General features: G+C 63.6%; 12 protein-coding genes and 1 pseudogene. 8 read left to right on the top strand and 5 right to left on the bottom strand.

The genetic code is table 11. The annotated features are described in order from the left end of the window. Positions 1-107: 107 nt before the first annotated feature. A complete protein-coding gene (locus ACQ4MM_RS05890) occupies positions 108-1,355 on the top strand; it encodes a M28 family metallopeptidase (protein ID WP_431476511.1) in 1,248 nt (415 codons plus the stop codon). Here ACQ4MM_RS05890 and ACQ4MM_RS05885 read toward each other — a convergent pair. Then, positions 1,352-2,251 (bottom strand): LysR substrate-binding domain-containing protein, encoded by a 900-nt coding sequence (locus tag ACQ4MM_RS05885; protein WP_431476510.1) that lies wholly within the window; start codon positions 2,249-2,251, stop codon positions 1,352-1,354. The two genes, ACQ4MM_RS05890 and ACQ4MM_RS05885, sit on opposite strands and share 4 nt — an antisense overlap. A 102-nt stretch (positions 2,252-2,353) precedes the next feature. On the opposite strand from ACQ4MM_RS05885, the pseudogene ACQ4MM_RS05880 reads away from it, so the two are divergent. After that, positions 2,354-2,790 (top strand): annotated as a pseudogene (locus ACQ4MM_RS05880) (carboxymuconolactone decarboxylase family protein). Between the two features lie 116 nt (positions 2,791-2,906). After that, complete coding sequence (locus tag ACQ4MM_RS05875; protein ID WP_431476509.1) at positions 2,907-4,493, top strand: methyl-accepting chemotaxis protein; 1,587 nt, start codon at positions 2,907-2,909, stop codon at positions 4,491-4,493. Positions 4,494-4,509: 16 nt separating this feature from the next. Here the strand turns inward: ACQ4MM_RS05875 and ACQ4MM_RS05870 are convergent, their stop codons facing one another. The 4 genes from ACQ4MM_RS05870 to ACQ4MM_RS05855 all read right to left on the bottom strand — a co-directional run bounded on the left by ACQ4MM_RS05870 (position 4,510) and on the right by ACQ4MM_RS05855 (position 13,398). Further along, positions 4,510-5,472 carry a TraB/GumN family protein gene (locus ACQ4MM_RS05870; RefSeq protein WP_431476508.1) on the bottom strand — a complete coding sequence of 321 codons (963 nt, stop codon included), beginning with the start codon at positions 5,470-5,472 and terminating at the stop codon, positions 4,510-4,512. Between the two features lie 154 nt (positions 5,473-5,626). After that, positions 5,627-6,991: a Gfo/Idh/MocA family protein gene (locus ACQ4MM_RS05865; RefSeq protein WP_431476507.1), complete on the bottom strand. Its 1,365-nt coding sequence runs from the start codon at positions 6,989-6,991 to the stop codon at positions 5,627-5,629. A 31-nt stretch (positions 6,992-7,022) separates the two neighbouring features. Next, a complete protein-coding gene (locus ACQ4MM_RS05860) occupies positions 7,023-10,004 on the bottom strand; it encodes a TonB-dependent receptor plug domain-containing protein (protein ID WP_431476506.1) in 2,982 nt (993 codons plus the stop codon). Between the two features lie 73 nt (positions 10,005-10,077). Then, a complete protein-coding gene (locus tag ACQ4MM_RS05855; RefSeq protein ID WP_431476505.1) occupies positions 10,078-13,398 on the bottom strand; it encodes a TIM-barrel domain-containing protein in 3,321 nt (1,106 codons plus the stop codon). A gap of 315 nt (positions 13,399-13,713) precedes the next feature. On the opposite strand from ACQ4MM_RS05855, the gene ACQ4MM_RS05850 reads away from it, so the two are divergent. From ACQ4MM_RS05850 to ACQ4MM_RS05830, 5 genes are read left to right on the top strand one after another with little or no spacing between them, the layout of a single operon-like run. Next, positions 13,714-14,850, top strand: coding sequence for an SIS domain-containing protein (locus ACQ4MM_RS05850; protein ID WP_431476504.1), 1,137 nt, complete (start codon positions 13,714-13,716; stop codon positions 14,848-14,850). After that, on the top strand, positions 14,837-15,787 hold the full coding sequence (locus ACQ4MM_RS05845; RefSeq protein WP_431476503.1) for an ROK family protein: 951 nt from the start codon (positions 14,837-14,839) through the stop codon (positions 15,785-15,787). The genes ACQ4MM_RS05850 and ACQ4MM_RS05845 overlap by 14 nt, the downstream gene beginning before the upstream one ends. Before the next feature lie 7 nt (positions 15,788-15,794). Further along, positions 15,795-17,105 carry a D-tagatose-bisphosphate aldolase, class II, non-catalytic subunit gene (locus ACQ4MM_RS05840; protein WP_431476502.1) on the top strand — a complete coding sequence of 437 codons (1,311 nt, stop codon included), beginning with the start codon at positions 15,795-15,797 and terminating at the stop codon, positions 17,103-17,105. Positions 17,106-17,137: 32 nt separating this feature from the next. Further along, complete coding sequence (locus ACQ4MM_RS05835; RefSeq protein WP_431476501.1) at positions 17,138-17,905, top strand: DeoR family transcriptional regulator; 768 nt, start codon at positions 17,138-17,140, stop codon at positions 17,903-17,905. A 2-nt stretch (positions 17,906-17,907) separates the two neighbouring features. Further along, positions 17,908-18,999 (top strand): N-acetylglucosamine-6-phosphate deacetylase, encoded by a 1,092-nt coding sequence (locus ACQ4MM_RS05830; protein WP_431476500.1) that lies wholly within the window; start codon positions 17,908-17,910, stop codon positions 18,997-18,999. The last annotated feature ends 15 nt before the right edge of the window (positions 19,000-19,014 follow it).

The following is a 19,014-nucleotide window of genomic DNA, read 5'->3' as shown; positions in this document are numbered from 1 at the left end:
CCTTTCGGTATCGCGCATGTAACGTTCTATGTCGTATTGAAAAATCGGGGCCGGGGATGACGTGCTAGTGCAGAATGTCCGGGCCACTCAACTTCATGGACGTCCAAATGAAACCAACTGTAGCGCTCAGCATCGCACTGGCCATCGCCGCAAATGCCGCGCATGCACAAACCGCCCCTGCGGCCGATCCGATTTCATCGTTGGTAGGCCAGCTCGAACTGGAGAAATACAAGGCCACCATCAAGAGCCTGACCAGATTCGGCGACCGCCGCCAGGGTACGGAACGCAATCGCCAGGCGCTGGATTGGATCGAGGCGCAGTTGAAGGCTTACGGCTGCTCCAATGTGGAGCGCCTGCAATACCAGTTCACCGAGCCGGCCGTGCGCGGCAAACCTGCGGTGGCGGCCGGCGGCGGTGCCGGCGGCCCTCCAGGCCAGGGCGGCAGCACCCTGTTCGGCAACCGCGCGCCAACCGGCGTGAACAACGATCCCATGAAGCAGCCGGATGAACGCCTGCGCGCACTGAATGCGGAACAGACGCCGCAAGGCACGTCGCTGCGCGAGAATGTCTACTGCACCAAGATCGGCAAGACGCGGCCCGATGAAATGTACATCGTCAGCGCCCACATGGACGGCATCGGCTTTGGCGAGGCGGCCAATGACGACGGTTCCGGCACCGCGCTGGTGATGGAGCTGGCGCGTATCTTCAGCGCGCCGGACGTGGAGACCGAACGCTCTATCCGCTTTGCCTTGTGGAACAACGAGGAGACCGGCTTGAACGGCGCCGCCGCTTACGTCGAGCAGCGCAAGAACCTGCAAGGCATCGAGTCGCCGAAGGGTTCCGGCAAATATCCTGAACCGCGCTGGCTGGGCATGATCCAGCACGACATGATGATGTTCGACCATGGCATGCCCGTGCCGAAACTCGATGACGCGGGCAAGCCGGTGCTGGATGCCAAGGGCCATCCAGTCTACGTGCTGCCGAAAGAACAGCGCGCGGAAGCGGACGTGAACATCGAATTCCAGTCCAACTCGAAACAGGCGGAAGCTTCGGCCAGGCTGGCGTGGGACTTCCGCGCGGCGAACGACAAGTACGCGACCAACTATCCGGCCGCCGTCGGCTTCCACATGACCAATACCGACTCCACGCCTTTCATGGACCTGGTGCCGTCAATCTCACTGCGCGAGAACGAGCGCGGGCAGCAGATCGGTTCCGGCTGGAATCCGCACTGGCACCAGCCGACCGACCTGTATTCGAACTATTCGGACAAGGACTTCCTGCTTGGCCTGAACGCGGCACAGACCACGCTGGCCGGCGTCGCCAGGCTGGTTGGCGCGAAAGTCGTCAAGCCTTAACGCCACAAGGGGTCGCTGGCCATCAAGGCCGTGGCCCAATCAGTAAAGGCGCGCACGCGCGACGACAGCCTGCGCGCATATGGGTAGACAAGGCTGATCGGCATGCTGGCCAAGTGCCAGTCGGTCAGTACCTCCACCAGCGCGCCGCTGCGCAAATGCGGTACGGCTTCCGCTCGGGGGATATTGAGGATGCCGAGCCCCGCAACTCCCGATGCGACATAGGCGGCTGCGCTATTGAAGCGCATAGCCGGCATCTGCTCGATGGTGTAGCGCTGTTCGCCGCGCAGCAGGGTTTGTATGTGCTGCCGGCCCGTGGCCGCGAAGACGAAGCCGAGGTAGCGGTGCGCCGACAGGTCTTCCACCGATACCAGGCGCGCTGCCGATGCCAAATAGGACGGTGCGGCGCATAAACAGAACTGCATATTCCCCACAGGCCTTGCGACCAGGTCCTGGTCCGCTACCGCACCGCCGCGCAAGGCGCAATCGATTCCCTCCTGCACCAGATCCACCACGCGCTCACCGCAACCGATATCGAGCTGCACATCCGGATAGCGCGCGGCGAAATCCGGCAAGGCGGGGATGATGAGTCCCGTGCCGACCGGCGACGGCATTTCAACCCGCACGCGGCCGCGCGCATCGTGGCGCGAAGACTCCAGTTCATCCAGGTCGTCGAGCAGCGCTCGGGCCCCTTCGTAATAAGCCGCGCCGTCGGTGGTGGGCGATACGCGGCGCGTGGTCCGGTGCAGCAGCTTCATGCCGAGGTGCGCCTCCAGCCCCTGGATCTGGCCGGAGATGGTGGTCTTCGGCACACCCAGCGCTTCCGCCGCGCCGACGAAACTTCCTACTTCCACGATGCGGCAGAAGGCGCGCATTGCCTCAAGACGGTCAAAAGCCATGATTGTTCGACTTTTCGTATATTTAAAACGTAAAAGGCCAGTTTATCCGCATTCTCGTTCAGACTAAAGTGGATTCATCAAAACCAATCGGAGCAAACCACCATGAAACGCATCAACTACTACGCCGCCGCCCCGAACGCCATGAAGGCCATGATGGGCCTGGAAGCGCAATCGCCGAATCGCTGCTTCCGCTCAGCCTGCGCGAACTGGTCAAGATCCGCGCCTCGCAGATCAACGGCTGCGCCTACTGCATCGACATGCACAGCAAGGACGCGCTGAAGAACGGCGAAGACGTGCGCCGCCTGATGGCGCTGCCGGCCTGGCGCGAAACGCCTTTCTTCGACGAGCGCGAACGCGCCGCGCTGCTGTGGACCGAAACGCTGACCGAGCTGTCGAAAAACGGTGCACCGGATGAAGTGTATAGCGCCGTCGCCGCGCAGTTCAGCGAGCAGGAACTGTCGGAACTGACCTTCCTCATCGGTACCATCAACGCCTGGAACCGCTTCGGCGTCGGCTTCGCGATGCAGTTACCGAATTAACTCCGACACAACTGTTTTGGCGGAAAAACCACGAATGGCCACGCTTTCCGGCGCGGCCATTCGTCGATCTGCTAGTATTCTCAGCGATCTTTCCCAACTGAAACAAAGTGTCAAAAATGCGCAGCACACTTATCGCAGCCGAACACGAAACCCTGCTTGAAGATGGCAAACCCATCGTCATCACCACCGACCTGCAGGGCCGCCTGACCTATACCAATTCGACCTTTATCGCTGTCGGCGACTACGCCGGCGAAGACTTAATCGGGCGCCAGCAAAAGGCGCTCTACCACCCGGACATGCCGGCCCAGGTCGATGAAGACATGCTGCGCACCACGATGTCGGGCGAACCGTGGCGCGGGCTGGTGAAATACCGCCGCAAAAATGGCGGCTACTTCTGGTGCATCGCCAACGTCACGCCCGTGATCGAGAAAAACCGCACTACCGGCTTCATGGCGGTCTGCACCAAGCCCAAGCCGCAGCAGGTCAAGGATGCCGAGGCTTTGTACCGCACTGTAAAGGGCCCGAACCAGGATGGCGTGCGCATTGCGCGTGGCACCGCTGCCGCGAGCGGGCGCAAGAAGATCACCAACGCACTGCGCGATATCTCGCTGTCGCAGCGCATGGCGCTGTGCTTCGGCAGCATGACGCTGCTGGCGCTGTCGATGGCGCTGCATGCCGTGCTGCCCTATTCTGATTTCGCGCTGCACCTGCAGGCATTGCTGCTGGTGGCGCTGGCGCTGTACGGCTGGTACAACCTGCATCGCGCCATCGTGGCGCCGGTCCAGGCCTGCATCAACGCCACCCGCATCCTGGCCGGCGGAGACCTGACCACACGCATGGCGGTTGACCGCCACGACGAACTGGGCCAGCTGCAGGCCTTCGTGCGCCAGTTGAACCTGAACCTGGCGTCGATCCTTGGCGACATCCGCGGCAACTTCGCGCTGACCCGCAGCACCACCACGCAAGTGCGGACCGCGAACGTCGACCTGGCGGCGCGCACCGAAGCGCAAGCAGCGAACCTGGAACAGACCACGGCCCATATAGGACTGATCACCGGCACCGTGAGCCAGACTGCCGATAACGTGAATACCGCCAATGGCGTGGCGACCGAAGCGACTGCGCTGGCCGAACGCACCGGCGTGGCAGTGGCACAGGTAGTGACAGCGATGGACGAGATCCGCGCGTCCTCACACAAGATCGTCGACATCATCGGCCTGATCGACGGCATCGCTTTCCAGACCAATATCCTGGCCCTCAATGCGGCGGTGGAAGCGGCTCGCGCCGGTGAGAGCGGACGCGGTTTCGCCGTCGTTGCGAGTGAAGTGCGCAGCCTGGCGCAACGCAGCGCTGCGGCAGCTAAAGACATCAAGGCCCTGATCGATGCTTCGGCCGACAAGATCGAAGGTGGTGCCAGCGTGGCTACCACGGCCGGCAATGATATGGATGCGGTGATTGCCGCCATCGGCCGCGTAGCCGTCATCATGGGCGACATCCGCGGCGCCACGCGCGAACAGAGCGACGGCGTCAATCAGGTGAAAGACGCCATCGTGCAGCTTGACGAGGTGACGCGCCAGAACAGCCAGATGGTTGAAGAAGCCTCCGCCGCCACCGGCGTGCTGGACCTACAGGCGCAGGCCGTCGCCAAGGCGCTGGAAGTGTTCAAGCTGCCGCCGCAAAGCAACAGCAAATCCAGGCGCCCCTGACCACGCGCGGGGGCGCTTACTCGGGCGCCTCCACCGTGTAGCCTTTGGCCTGCAACTCGAGCAAGTAATTCTTCGGGCCGAGCAACTGGCTTAACGACAGCACTGCGAACGTCGTACCGTTCGCCTCAAGCGCACGCTCCGCATTGGCCAGCCAGGCCTTGCGTGCCGATTGTTCCGCGTGCCGCAGCTTTTCGTTCGACTTGAAGGCTTCATTGTCGAAGACCGCCTGATTGCATGCTTCTTCGCGATCCGCGAAATTGAGCGCGGCAATCTTCGACATATCGCCGACCGCCCAGGCATTGGCGCGCACACGCATGGCGTCGATATCGGATTCCAGGCGCTCCACCGTCTTGGCGAAGCAGTCGGTATCGGCGCCGGGCGAGTTCTTGAATGCCTTGATGGCCTGGCCGGGATTTTCCAGCTCCATCTCGAAGCCGCTCGGGGTAACCTTTACCTTGTACTGTTTGACCAGCTTATCCAGCTTGTCATACACCCCGGTGCGCGTGGTCAAGCCATTCTTTTCCAAGCCGGACCTGTAAAGCGTGTCGGCAGCGAACATGGGACGTTCACGTTCGATGTCCTCGTTCTTGCCGATGTACTTGGCCTTGAGCACCTGCCAGCGGTCATAAGTCTCTGCGGGCAGCACGTCGATCAGCTTCGCGCCATCCGGGTTGTTCTTGAAGCCGATTGCGTAAGGCAGCAGCTTCAAGCCGCCCCAAAAACCCACTTTGATGCCGAATGAAGGTTTCGGCAAGTACTCCTGCGACTTGGCGATGATGGATTCCACCTCTTTGGAACGCCAATCCATCTTGATCGGCAAAGGCGAGTAATCGCCGAACACGTACATCACATGTTCGCCTTTGCTGACCTTCCACAGTCCTGGACCGGGGCGCTGGCCCGTGATCACAACCTGTTCACCTTCAAGCGCCGGCGCTTCTTCCTGCGCCCAGGCGCTTGCCGCCAGCAGGCTGAATGCCATGGCGGATATCACTTTCCTTGTCATCCTCTTACTCTTTCTGAATGGTTAAGAGAATGGCAATATTACATCAGCCACTGGGCTGTCACCTCCCCTTGCACAGCCAGCGCTGCCAGGCCGATGCAAAGGGATGCCAGCGCTATCGGCGTGCGCCTCACTAGTAGCGATCGTCGAAAGCGAAGAGCGGCTTGCGCTTGCTCCACTGGCCTCGGGTGAAGTCCGGGAAGTCCAGCGTCTGGAAGTTCTGCGCGATCGATTGCTCGGACAGCGGCGTAATGGCACTCCACGTCACCGCGTCGTAGATATCGATCGGCATCGGCGCGCGCGCCTTCAACGCTTCCACGAAGGCGTGGATCACGAAGTAATCCATGCCGCCGTGGCCTGCGCCGGCTGCTTCGCCGGCGTACTTGCGCCACAGCGGGTGGTCGAACTGGTCCTGGTAAGCCTGGAAGTCGTCCCACTGGTGCGGCTTGCTCTTGCCTTCGATATGGATGGAATGGTTCACATCCATCCACAAGCCGTTGGTACCCTGCACACGGAAGCCCAGCGAGTAAGGGCGCGGCAGCGAGGTATCGTGCTGCAGGACGATGGTCTCGCCGTTCTCGCAGGACAGCGTGGTGGTCACCACGTCGCCCAGGTTGAACTTCACCTTGCCGCTCGGGTGCTCGGCACCGCCGTGTTTGACGATGTAATCGTGCAGGCCGCGCGCCTTGGTGGCGAAGGTGTTGATGCGGGTGAAGCGGTTGCCGCGGTTGATGTTGGTGTACATCGCGCACGGGCCGATGCCATGGCTTGGATACAGTTCGCCATTGCGCTGCACCGAGTGTTCAGTGCGCCACTTCGCTTCCGACCAGCCCTTGGCGCCGAACTCGATGCCGCTGCCGTATGGCTTGGCTGGATCGCCGTTGTTGAACTTCACCGCGCGCAGGTCATGCTGGTAGCCGCCCTGCAGGTGCAGCAGTTCGCCGAACAGGCCGGAGCGCACCATCTGCAGCACCGCCATCACATCGCGCCGATAGCACACGTTCTCCAGCAGCATGTAGGGCGTACCGGTCTTGAGCTGGGTGTCCAGCACGTCCCAGTGATCCTTCAGCGTCACACCGGCCACCACTTCGCAGCCCACGGGAACCTTGGCCTGCATGGCGTCGATCGCCATTTGCGCATGCCATTCCCATGGGGTGGCGATGATCACGCCATCGAGCTGTTTCGAGTCCAGCATGCGGCGGTAGGCCTGCTTGTCACCGTCTTCGCCATAGGTGCGCGGCTTGGGTTTGCCGGCCTTTTCGAACTGCGACAGGGCCTTGCCCAGCATGATCGGTTCGATATCGCACAGCGCTGCCACTTCCACGTCGTCACGGCGTACCAGCTCGCGCAGCAGCACCTGGCCGCGCATGCCGGTTCCGATCATGCCGAGCCGGAGCTTTTCGCGGCCGCCGGCTGCAAAGGCTGTCGGCAGCAGCAGGCTGCCCGCCAGCGCGGCGCCGGCGGTGAGGAAGTGTCGTCGATTGAAATGCTTGTCCATCTATTCGTTGCCTCTTTGGTTGGGTCGCAGGTTACCAGAATTTGTAGTTGGCCGAGAGCGAGAAGACGCGGCCGAACAGGTTCTGCTGGTGGTTGTAGCCCTCCCAGCCGTTCGGGTCGTAGTACGGCCTCTTATCGGTCACGTTCTTGATGTTCAAGCCCAGGTCCAGGTTCTTGACCGGTTTCCAGTTGAAGCCCAGGTTGACGGTGTAGAACGACGGCTGGCCGCCGCACAGGTTGTCCGGCAGCGCCACGCCGCCGGCCGTGCATTTCTCCGGTGCGTTGTCGGTGTCGTACGCGCCGTATGCCCACTTGGCCTTGCCGGTGTAATTCACGAACAGGCTGGTCACCAGGTTCTGGTAGGTCCAGTCGGCATTGAAGGTGGCACGCAGGCGCGGCGAATCGTAGTAGCCGACATAGTTGCCGGAGAAGCCGGCGCCGTCTTCATAGTTGTAGGTTTCGCGCTTGCGGATGGTGAAAGCGGCGCCGGTACCCAGCTTGCCGTATTCGCCCAGCGAGAAACGGGCGCGCGCATCGATGTCGAAGCCGTCCAGCAGGGTGCGGCCGCGGTTGGAATAAGAGTTGATCAAGCCACCCAAGTTACCAACCGAGTATTTCGGCATGCCGGCTTCGACGCAGGCAGGCAGGTTTGCCAGGTTGTTGCACATGTTGACCACGGCGGCCATATTGGCGCGGTCGGCATCGCTCAGTTCATTGCGGATCGCCTGGTTGGTGCCGGCCAGGCTTGGGCCGTGTTTTTCCACCAGTTCTGTGAACAACTGGTTGAAGTCCTGGCGCACGATCTCGTTGCGGCGGTACACGAACCAGTAGTCCAGCGAGATGCTGACGTCCTTGGCCGGCTGCAGAACCAGGCCCAGGGTCGAGATCTTGGCCTTCTCCGGGGTCAGGTTCGGGTTTGGCGGGGTCAAGCCGCCAACGGTGGTCGAGCAGTTGGAGTTCAGCAGGGTCTTGCCCAGGTCGCGGTCGGTCGCCGTGACAGACTTCTGCAACAGCTTGGCGATGCCATTGGTTTCATCGCAGCGCACGGTGTCGCGGATGCCGCCCACCTGGGCGAATACGCCGCCGCTGCCCGATTCGGCCAGGTTAGGCGCGCGGAATCCTTCCGAGTAGGTGCCCCGCACCATGACCTCGGGACGCGCGCGCCATTGCACGCCGACTTTGGGTGCCAGGTTGGCGGAGAAGTGCGGGTACTTGTCCAGGCGCGCCGCGGCATTGATTTCCAGCGTATCGGTCAGCGGCACCACCACCTCGCCGAACAGCGCGCTGACAGTGCGCTTGCCGTCGAACCATGAACCGCCCTGCTGCGTAATCAGGCCATTGGCGGCATCCTGGTTGCCGGGGGTATCGAAGCTCTCGCGCATCAGGTTGGTGCCCACGGCAGCGCGCACTTCACGCTCGCCCAGCTTGAACAGCGTACCTTCCACCTTGGCATCGAAGGTGATCAGCTTGGTCCAGGACTGGATGTCGAAAGTTGGGAACGCCTCGCGGATCAGGGCAGCATTCGATTCGCTGATTTCGCCGAACTTGAAAGCGGGGTTGTCGGCGATATAGACGCGGCCGGTGACAGGGTCCTTGGTGGTCGGGCCGAAGGCTTTCTCGAAGCCCTTGGTGTTGATGTTGGTGGTCTGGTACAGCGTGGAGTGGCTACCTGCCACGCCCAGCGCGGTCTCGAAGTCCCAGCTGCCGGCCAGGTGGCCGCGCAGGCCGGTCAGCACGCGGTAGTTGTCGTCCAGGTTCTTCTGGCCGAAGTGGCCGACCGCGTCCTGCAGGATGTAGTTCAGGCCTGCCGCGCCGCCCATCTTGGCTGCCATGTCGGCATCCAGCTTGCCCTGCAGGTAGACGTTGTTCGGGCCCAGGTAAGGATTGACGAAGGTATTCAGGCTGGTGCCGGTGTTGCGCGAGAACCAGTTGCTGGTGGTGCCGCTGTTGAAACTGCGCGGGCCGTTCTCGCCGCGCAGCTTGATGTGGGTGAAGGCGGCTTCGGCGAATACTTCCAGGTCTTCGCCCAGCTTCATGCGGCCGGACAGGAAGCCGGTTGCGCGGTCGGAGGTCGGGCCGGTGTCCAGCGAGTAAGGCAGGTTGTTCCACACGCAGCGGGTGCCCGATGCTTCGGTGATCGTGGTGGAGCAGCCGCTCACTGCGCGCTGGGTGCGGGCATTGTTCTTGGTTGGATCGAATACGAAGAAAGTGCCCGGATTTGGTTGGCCAGGCTCGCTGCCGACGCCAAGGCGGAAATTGGAAATGAAGTTCGGATTGTTGACGTAGAAGTAGTCCGGGCGCTTGTCGTAGGTATCGGCCAGCGCAATGCGGTCGCGCTGGTAAACGTTCAGGGACGCCATCACGTTGTAGCCGTCGTTCGCAAAGTCGCCCTTGCCGTACACCAGGCTGGCCTGGTGCTCGCCGTAAGCCGAGACTCTCTGCGAATGGTCGGTGCTGACCTTCGCTTCCAGGCCCTGGTAGTTCTTCTTGGTGATCACGTTGATCACGCCGGCCACCGCATCGGAGCCGTACACTGCGGAAGCGCCGTCGGTCAGGATTTCCATGCGCTCGATTGCCGCGGTAGGGATCGAGTCGATGTTGACGAACATGGTCTGGAAGCCGGCCGGCGCGCCATAGAACGACAGGCGGCGGCCGTTCAGCAGCACCAGGGTGCCTTGCGCGCCGAGGCCGCGCAGGTTGGCTTGCGAGGCGCCGTCCGATCCGGTGAACATGGAACGGAAGTCTTGCTGTGCCGGGCGCGCGGCCGGCAGGTTGTCCAGCACCTGCATCAGGGTGCGCGCGCCCATGTTTTCGATTTGCCTGGCGTCGATCACCTGCACCGGGGATGCGGTTTCGGCGTTGATGCGTTTCAGGCTGGAGCCGGTTACTTCCACGCGATGGACCTTCTCGCCTTTTTCGTCCTTCTTGTCATCCGCTCCATCGGCTGCCAAGGCGCCGCCGGCAAATCCAATAGCTGCCAGCGCAGCGATCAATTTCTTCAGTTCCACTTGCATCTCCTTTTTTTAGTTTGCAAAACGCCCTCCCCGGTCCGAAGAGGGGTTCGTTCTTAGTGACGAAACTATGCGGTCAGCGCGTTCGGACGGTGGCGCCCTCTGTGCCTAGCAGTACGGCGTTGGCCCAGTTGCCGCAAACCTGGGCAGGTTGGGCGCCGCGCGCACCCAGGGTTCGCAGGCTGAGTTGCTGCAGCCCGCGTACATCGATTTCAGGTTTGACGACGGCGGGCGCAGTTACCAGGCCGCTGTCGTACAGCAGGCGCTCGCCGCTCCAGACCTGGAACTGCAAGCCGCCGGCGCTACGGCAGCTATCGTCCACGCCAAGGTCGGCGCGCAGCAGGTTCCAGCTGCCTTCCAGTTGCAGGTCGATGCGGCTGGAAGGACCGGCGCCCAGGCCCTTGCGGAACCACAGGCCGTTCATGCGCATCTCCTTGCCTTTGCCGGCAGGGCGATCGCGTCCGACACCTTTTGGCAGCGGCAGGTCCGACAGGAAGCTTTGCAGTTCGGCGCCTTCTTTTGCACGATGCTCGAGGATGCGGAAGGTGGACAGCACGATCGGTCCGACTTCGGCCGGCTGCATCGCATTGATTGCCTTGGCTGGCGCCTGCGCTGCGGCCGTGACCATTGGGTCGGTGGATGCTGCGCCTTCGCCTTCCGGGTTTTGTGTGCTGAGCACGCGGAAGCGCAGCAGGCGGCCTGCGGTGGCAGGGAAATTGATGGTTTGCGTTTCCTTCTGCAGCTTCAGGCGGCCCGTGAAGCTTGGCTTGCCCCATTCGCCATTGGTGTCGGCAATGTAGATTTCATAGTCGCGTACCTGGCCGTGCTTCCAGTGCTCGTCGCTGCGAGGGGCAATCTCGATACCATCCACCAGGCGGCGCTCGGTAAAACCGATGGTCCATTCGTGGGCGCCGGTGCGGATCGACTGGTTGCGCGTGGTGCGGAACCATGTCGTGGATTTCTCGTCGAAGGCGTTCTCCAGCGGGTGGCCTGGCTCCTCGGCTGGGCGGTTCACCACCAGCAGCGCGTCCGGCGGCAGCGCACGGCCCAGTTCCGGCGCTTGCGGGAAGCTGTCGTCCTGCGCGGCCAGCGTTTGCGCGCCCTGCACGGTGATTTGCAGGGACTGGCGGATGTCCTGTTTTGCCGTTTTGACGTACAGCGTGCCGTTGCGCTCTTGCGGGTCGTAGAACCAGCCCTCCGCAGCAGCTTCATACGCCGCGCGCTCGGCCAGCACCGGCAGAGTGCGGTTCATCATGGCGACGGTGGCCGGCTGCTGGCGGGTCAGCATGCGCAGGGCGTAACTGCGGCGCGCCTCTTGGCCTGCGTAGCTGCCTTCGACCGGTGTGATGTCGACGCTGACCGCGCCGCCTGCTTCACGCATACGCAGCACTTGCTGGCTGAACGCCCCCTTCTGGTACTGGCGCGTATTGCCGTCATCCTCATACAGCGTGAACGAGGACTCGCCGTGCGGATACAGGTCCAGTGTCAGCACATCCTTCGGCTTCTCGCCGTCGTACAGGACTTCGGGATACATCGGCAGGATTGCACCGGCGCGGACGAAGACGGGCAGCTTTTCGAGCGTGACCTGCAGGTCGATATCGCGCCCAGCTGCGCCGGCAGTCGCCTGGCGGCCATCCCAGTATTCGAACCAGGTTCCCTGCGGTAGGTGGATCGCCTTGCGCCAGCCTTGCGACACCGCCTGGCTGCGATACACGGGCGCTACCAGCATGTCGCGGCCAAGCAGGAACTGGTACTTGTGCGCCTCGCTGAAAGCGGCAGGGTCGGACGCATAATCCCACATCATCCCCCGCACCAAAGGCGCGCCCGTCTGCTCCGCCTCGCGCGCCAGGGTGTACATATACGGCGTCAGGCGCAGCTTGAGTTTCAGGTAGCGGCGGTTGATGCTGCGGTAAGGCTCATCGAACCACCATGGATGCTTGCGCGCGTTGGCCGACCATCCCGACATCCCCATCAGCACCGGAGTGAAAGCCTTCCACTGCAGGTCGCGGGTATAAGTCTCGGGGCTGCCGCCGAAGATCGCATCCACGTCACCGGTGGCATATGCCTGGCCGGACAGGCCGGAGCCCACCAGCGTCGGCACGTGCCAGCGAATGTAATCCCAGCTCGCGCTCTGGTCGCCGGTCCACGCCACCGCATAACGCTGCGTGCCGGCCCAGCCCATGACGGTCCAGATGAAAGGCCGGCTGTCGGAGTTGTCCAGGATGCCGTCGTAGGCGGACTTGTTGGCATCCAGCGAGAACTGGTAACCCTTGCCGGTCCACGCCACGTCCAGCTTTTGCACGCGGCTGCCGGCGGTGCCGACTTCCCATTTGATCTTGTCGACCCCGTTCTCGGTCCAGAGACCGGTGCGGAAACCATACTTGGCCAGGCCCTGCACGGTTTCCGGCAGATTGGTGTAGCCGCACCCGTAGCCGTCGTTCGGCAGTATCCAGCCGCCCGGCATATCGTTCTCACGGTATTTGCGCGCTACCGCATCGACAACGTCCGGCGTCTTGCCGCTCGGGCCATCGCTCCAGCCTTTCGGCACGGTGCCGGGCTTCTTCACGTTGTCGCCATCGTTGTAGCAATCGGCGTCGCCGTATTCCAGCGCCCAGCGCGGCAGCATGCGCGCGCGGCCGGTCCATTCGGTATAACGCGCCAGCACATCGCGCACGTCCTTGCCGACAAAGTAGTAGGCATCGAAGCGCGGCTCGGCGTGCTGCAAAGCCACCACATCATGCTGGCGCAAATCGTAGCTGCCGTCCGACCAGGTGTTGCGCAGCATGCCCCAGCCGCGAGAGCTCATGAGGAAAGGCGCCGGGCTGGGGCGATCGCCCTCTTCCCATCCGCCCGAATACGACACGTCAAGCTGGCGGCCCTTGAATTCGAAGCGTCCATTCTGTTGCCCGCCGCCGAAGAAACGCTCGGCCTTGTCGCTGGAAAGGGTCTGCACGCTGGCTTTGTCGCCCAGCTCCAACGGCTGCACTTCACGCCACAGCGGCTGCGTTTCACCGGCACGGAACAGGGTGAATCGCAGCGGATTGCGCTCGATGCGCAAGGTCAGCCTGGAGGTGCTCAGCAGAATATGGTCAGGCTGTTCGCTTACGCTATGCTCGATGTGTGCGGCCGGCTTGCCGACCACGATAGCGGCAGCCTTGTCGCCGGCATCGCTCAGCTTTCCCTTCGGGCCGGCCCAGATGCGCAGCACGTCATCCTGCAGCAGGCTGACACGCACAATGGCGCCGGATTCGGTTGCCAGGTCCCAGGATTGGCCCTCGGCCGTAGCGGAAGGCGCGGCGGTCATGCTGCGTAGTTTCCCGAGCGGGGCAGCCAGGACGGCGCCGGTGGCCAGGAACATGGCGGCAGCGGCAATTGCAGTGCGGGTGAGTCTCTTCATAAGCCTGCCTAAGGTGCAAGTTTTTTCGTTTTGATGGACCTACTTTAGGAATAAAAGCAAAAAAGGTCAACAAAAAGAAAGAAAACTGCGCTTTCGATTCAAAATTCGACGATTTTAGCTTTCGTTTTACCGATATTGCAGTGCAATAGCTTTCGATTAGTAGCGAATGCGCAACGCGATATGCCGGATTGCGGCGCCTTCCGGTGCGTTTCCGCCGATCGGCGACCGGATAACTTCTTTCGTTTTTCTTTCGTATTTGACTTTTCGAAATATATTATTTATGCTTTGAGCCAACTTAAAACTTTTCTTTTTTCGATGACTACCCTCCTTCAGCGTGAGCCACAAGCCTGGCGCAACATCAGCGGCATCGATACCGCCGAAGAGATTGCGCAGCAGCCGGCCCTGTGGCGCGAACTGGGCACCAGCCTGCAAAGCCGCGCCGCCGACGTTGCCGCTTTCCTCGGTGCCTGCTTGCGCAATCCGCAGCAACGCGTGATCCTGACCGGCGCCGGCAGCTCTTGCTATGTGGGCGAGATCGTCGCCGATGAACTGAACGCCGCCTGGCCTGTGCAAGTGCGCGCGGTGGCGACCACCAGCCTGTTGACCCACCCGGAGCTGTATCTCGATCCGAATGCGCCGACCCTGCTGGTCTCCTTCGCCCGCAGCGGTAGCAGCCCGGAAAGCCTGGCCGCCGTGGAACTGGTGCGCGACATGGTGGCCGATGCACGCTTTCTGAATATCACCTGCAATCCGCAAGGCCAGCTGGCGCGCAAGGGCGATACCGATGCACGCACTTTCAACCTGCTGATGCCTGCCGCAAGCTGCGACCGCGGCTTCGCCATGACCAGCAGCTTCACCTGCATGCTGCTGGCCGCTTTGTGCGTGTTGGGCAAAGGCGAATGGCAGGAACGCCTGGCAGCGCTGGCGCAAGCCGGCGAGGCCGCGCTGCGCGACTGGGCTGCACCGGTGGCGGCACTGGCGGCACAGCCAGTGGAGCGCGTGGTGTACCTGGGCAGCGGCCCGCTGGAGGCGTTGGCCAAGGAATCGGCGCTGAAGATCCTGGAACTGACCGGCGGCCGCGTGCTCGCCATGTCGAACACCGCGCTCGGCTTCCGCCACGGCCCGAAATCTGCGCTGAACAAGCAATCACTGGTGGTGCTGTTCCACAGCAGCCAGGCGCTGTCGCGCCGCTACGAAGAAGACCTGCTGCAAGAGCTGCGCCGCGATGGCGTGGCCGGCTCGGTGGTCACCGTCGGCACCGGTTCCGATATTTCCGTTGCCGCACCGATGCTGCCGGACGCCTGGCTGGCACCACTGTGGCTGCTGATGGCGCAGCAATACGCCCTGCACCAGTCGGCTGCGCTGGGCCTCACGCCCGACAATCCCTTCGCCGACGGCACCGTCAACCGCGTGGTGCAAGGCGTCACCATTTATCGCCATGACCAGTTCTGAGCACACCGGCTATCACGGCATCGACATCGGCGGCACCAAGATCGAACTGGTGTCCTGGATCGATGCCGGCGCAGAGTTGCAGGAAGTGTTCCGCGAACGCATTGCGACTCCTTCTGCCGACTTCAATGAATTCGTCGCCGCAATCGTCGCCCTGGTAGCACGCGGCGACGCGGCGCTTGGAGCGCCGGCATCTCCCGCCGCAGTCGGCATCGGCCTGCCCGGCGTGATCGACAGCGCCACCGGCCGCCAGCTCAGCTCCAATGTGCCGGCACTGAACGGCCGCCTGGTCGCCGCCGCGCTGCAGGAGGCCCTGGCGCGACCGGTCATCATCGGCAACGACTGCCAGTGCTTCGCCCTGTCGGAAGCGCAAGGCGGCGCGGCAGCCGGCCTGCCCAGCATGTTCGGCGCCATCATCGGCACCGGCGCCGGCGGCGGCTATTGCGTCGAAGGCCGCCTGCTGCGCGGCTTCAATGCCATCGCCGGCGAATGGGGCCACTGGACTGTGCCGGCGCCGCTGCTGGCCCTCTACAAGCTGCCGCTGCTGGACTGCCCTTGCGGCAAAAAGGGCTGCCTGGAGCGCTATGTCTCGGGTCCCGGCCTGTCGAAACTGCACTCCCATATCGGCGGCGACGGCGCCGAGCCGCTGGCCATCGTCGCGCGCGCCAACAACGGCGATGCGCTGGCCGCGCAGGCATTGGCGATCCACCTCGACTTGCTGGGCCACGCGCTGGCCGGCCTGGTGCTGGCCTACGACCCGCACGCCATCGTATTGGGTGGCGGGCTGTCCAAGCTCACGCACCTGTACCAGCAGTTGCCGGCTGCCATGCGCCGCCACCTGTTCCGCGGCGTGCAAACGCCACCGGTGCTGCCGCCGCGTTTCGGCGATGCCGGCGGTGCGCGCGGCGCCGCCCTGCTGGCGCGCCAACAAACCGAATAAGGCGACCATGAACCTGCCTGCCCAGCATTCCCCAATCCTGCAAATCGTCCAGGCCCATCGCACCGGCGCAGCGGTCGGCCTGTACAGCGTTTGCTGCAGCCATCCCACCGTACTGCGCGCCGCCATGCAGGTGGCCGCGCAATACGGCACGCCGCTGCTGGTGGAGGCCACCTCCAACCAGGTGGACCAGTTTGGCGGCTACACCGGCATGCGGCCGGCAGAATTCCGCGACTACGTGCATCACCTGGCGCAGGAACAAGGCTTCCCGGCCAATCGCCTGGTGCTGGGCGGCGACCACCTCGGCCCGAACGCCTGGCAATCGCAGGACGCCGCTACCGCCATGGCGCACGCCGAAGTGCTGATCGACGCTTACGTGTCGGCCGGCTTCCACAAGATCCACCTCGATTGCAGCATGCGCTGCGCCGACGACCAGCCGGTGCTGAGCGACGAGACGGTCGCTGCCCGCGCGGTGCGCCTGGCAGGCGTCGCCGAACAGGCGGCGGCGCGCGCCGGCCTGCCGCCGCCGGTGTACGTGATCGGCACCGAGGTGCCGGTGCCGGGCGGCGAAGCCTCGCTCGAGCAGGCCCTTGCCGTCACTGCGCCGCCAGCTGCCGCACGCACCCTGGAAGTGCATCGCAGCGCCTTCGCCGAGGCCGGACTGGCGGACGCATGGCAGCGCGTGATAGCCATGGTGGTGCAGCCGGGCGTGGATTTCGACCAGGCCAATGTGCAGCACTACAACGCGGCGGCCGCCGTGGAATTGTCAGCCTTCGTGGCCGGCCAGCCTGGCCTGGTGTTCGAGGCCCATTCCACCGACTACCAGCGCGAATCGAGCCTGCATGAAATGGTGCGCGACCACTACGCCATCCTCAAGGTCGGCCCGGCCGCCACCTTCGCCCTGCGCGAAGGCTTGCTGGCGCTGTGCCTGATCGAAGAAGCCCTGCTCGGCAAGCAACAAGCCTCGCGCCTGATGGACGTGCTGGATGAGGTCATGCTGGCCAAGCCGAAGCACTGGCAAAAGCATTACCTGGGCAGCGCCGAAGAACAGCGCCTGATGCGCCGCTATGGCCTGTCGGATCGCTGCCGCTATTACTGGGGCGAACCGGAAGTCGCCAGCGCCGCCAGCCAGTTGTTCGGCAACCTGGCCGGGCGCAGCATTCCCTTGCCTTTGCTGAGCCAATACATGCCGGAGCAATTCCTCGCCGTGCTGCAGGGCGAACTGGCCGCCGAGCCGCAAGCCCTGCTCGAACACAAGGTCGGCCGCCTGCTGGCGCAGTATGCGCGCGCCTGCAGCGCCAACGCTGCCGCCATCTGGTAAGCTCGACGTTTTTACACCCAGCCACAGAAGACATGCGAAATACCAGCCAACGCCGCGAAACCATCCTGCAGGCGATCGTACAACATGGTTCGGTCCAGGTAGCCGACCTGGTGGACAAGCTTGGCGTCTCCGCCGTCACCATCCGCAGCGACCTCAGTGTGCTCGAATCGCAAGGCCTGGTACAGCGCAGCCACGGCGGCGCCCTGCTGGCGCGCACCCCGCCGACCGAACACACGATCCGCCAGAAGGATTCCCTGAACCAGGCGCAGAAGGAGCAGATCGGCCTGCTGGCTGCGCGCATGGTGCAGCCGGGCGACAACGTGATCATCGACTCCGGCACCACCACCATCTCGCTGGCGCGCCACTTGCGCGACGCCAACGACGTGACGGTGCTGACCAATGGCTTGAACATTGCGTGGGAACTGGCCGATGCGCCAGGCGTGGACCTGATCCTGACGGGCGGGCGCCTGCGCAAGCAATCGCTGTCGCTGCAGGGCGCGCAAGCCGAAGCCTGCCTGTCCGCCTATAACTTCGACAAGCTGTTCCTCGGCGTCGACGGCTTCGACCTGCAGTTCGGCATCACCACCCACCACGAAGCGGAAGCAAACCTGAATCACAAGATGGTGGAGCGCGCCAAGAAGGTCATCGTGCTAACCGACGCTTCCAAGTTCGGCCGCGTGTCGCTGCACCGCATCGGGCAACTGGACCGCGTGCACACCGTCATCACCGACGCCAGCATCAGCACCGAATACCGCGAAGGGCTGGAGAAGCGCGGCATCGAAGTGATCGTCGCGGAGTAACGATGCTTCAAGGCCGCATCCTCACTCCCGACGGCTGGATCAACGGCAGCATCGCCTTCGGCCAGCGCATCAGCAGCATCACTGAAGGCCCTGCCGAGACAGGCGCGGGCTTGAGCATCATCCCCGGCTTCGTCGACCTGCATGTGCACGGCGCTTCTGGCGTCGACATCATGGAAGGCGGCCAAGCCGGCGCCGTAGTGGCGCGCAGCCACGCGCGGCACGGCACCACCGCACTGCTGGGCACCACGCTGACCGCCAAAGAGGATTCGATCCGCCATGCATTGCAAGGCCTGGCCGGCGTCATCGCGCAGCGCCCGCAGCACGGCGCGCGCATGCTGGGCGTGCACCTGGAAGGCCCGTTCCTGAACCGCCGCCGCCTGGGCGCCCAGCCGCCCGACGTGGTGACCGGCAGCGTCGCGCTGGTGGAAAGCTACCACGCGCTCGCGCCGATCCGCGTGCTGACCATGGCGCCGGAGGTGACGGGCCACCTGGAACTGATCCCGCACCTGAAAAACATGGGCATCCGCGTCCAGATCGGCCACAGCGCCGGCAGCTACGACGACGGCGTGGCCGCCCTGCGCGCCGGTGCCGCCGGCTTCACCCACCTGTTCAACGGCATGAGCGGCATGAGCCACAAGGAGCCGGGCATGGTGGACGTGGCCATGGCGCACGCCGAATATGCAGAAATCATCCCCGACCTGCTGCACGTGCACCCCGGCGCCATGCGCGCCGCGCTGCGCGCCATCCCGCGCCTGTACGGCGTGACCGACGCCACTTCCGCCACCGGCATGCCGGACGGCGAGTATGCGCTGGGCACCCAGCGCGTGTTCAAGTGCATGGGCTGCGTGCGCCTTGCCACAGGTTCGCTGGCCGGCTCCGTGCTGACCATGGACCAGGCCCTGCGCAACTTCGTCAGCCTGGGCATGGAAGTGGCGGAAGCTTCGCAGCGCCTGTCGCTCTTCCCTGCCGATTACCTGGGCGAGTCGCAGCGCGGCCGCCTGGCGCCGGGAGCGTGGGCAGACATTGTCGTGCTGGACCAGTCTTTACACCCGGTGGCCGTCTTCGTCGAAGGCGAGGCCATTCCACTCTCATAAAAATATCAGGAGATC

Source organism: Massilia eburnea (genome assembly GCF_050709955.1).
Taxonomy (GTDB): Bacteria; Pseudomonadota; Gammaproteobacteria; order Burkholderiales; family Burkholderiaceae_D; genus Rugamonas; species Rugamonas eburnea_A.
This window is presented reverse-complemented; position numbering and strand designations above follow the sequence as displayed.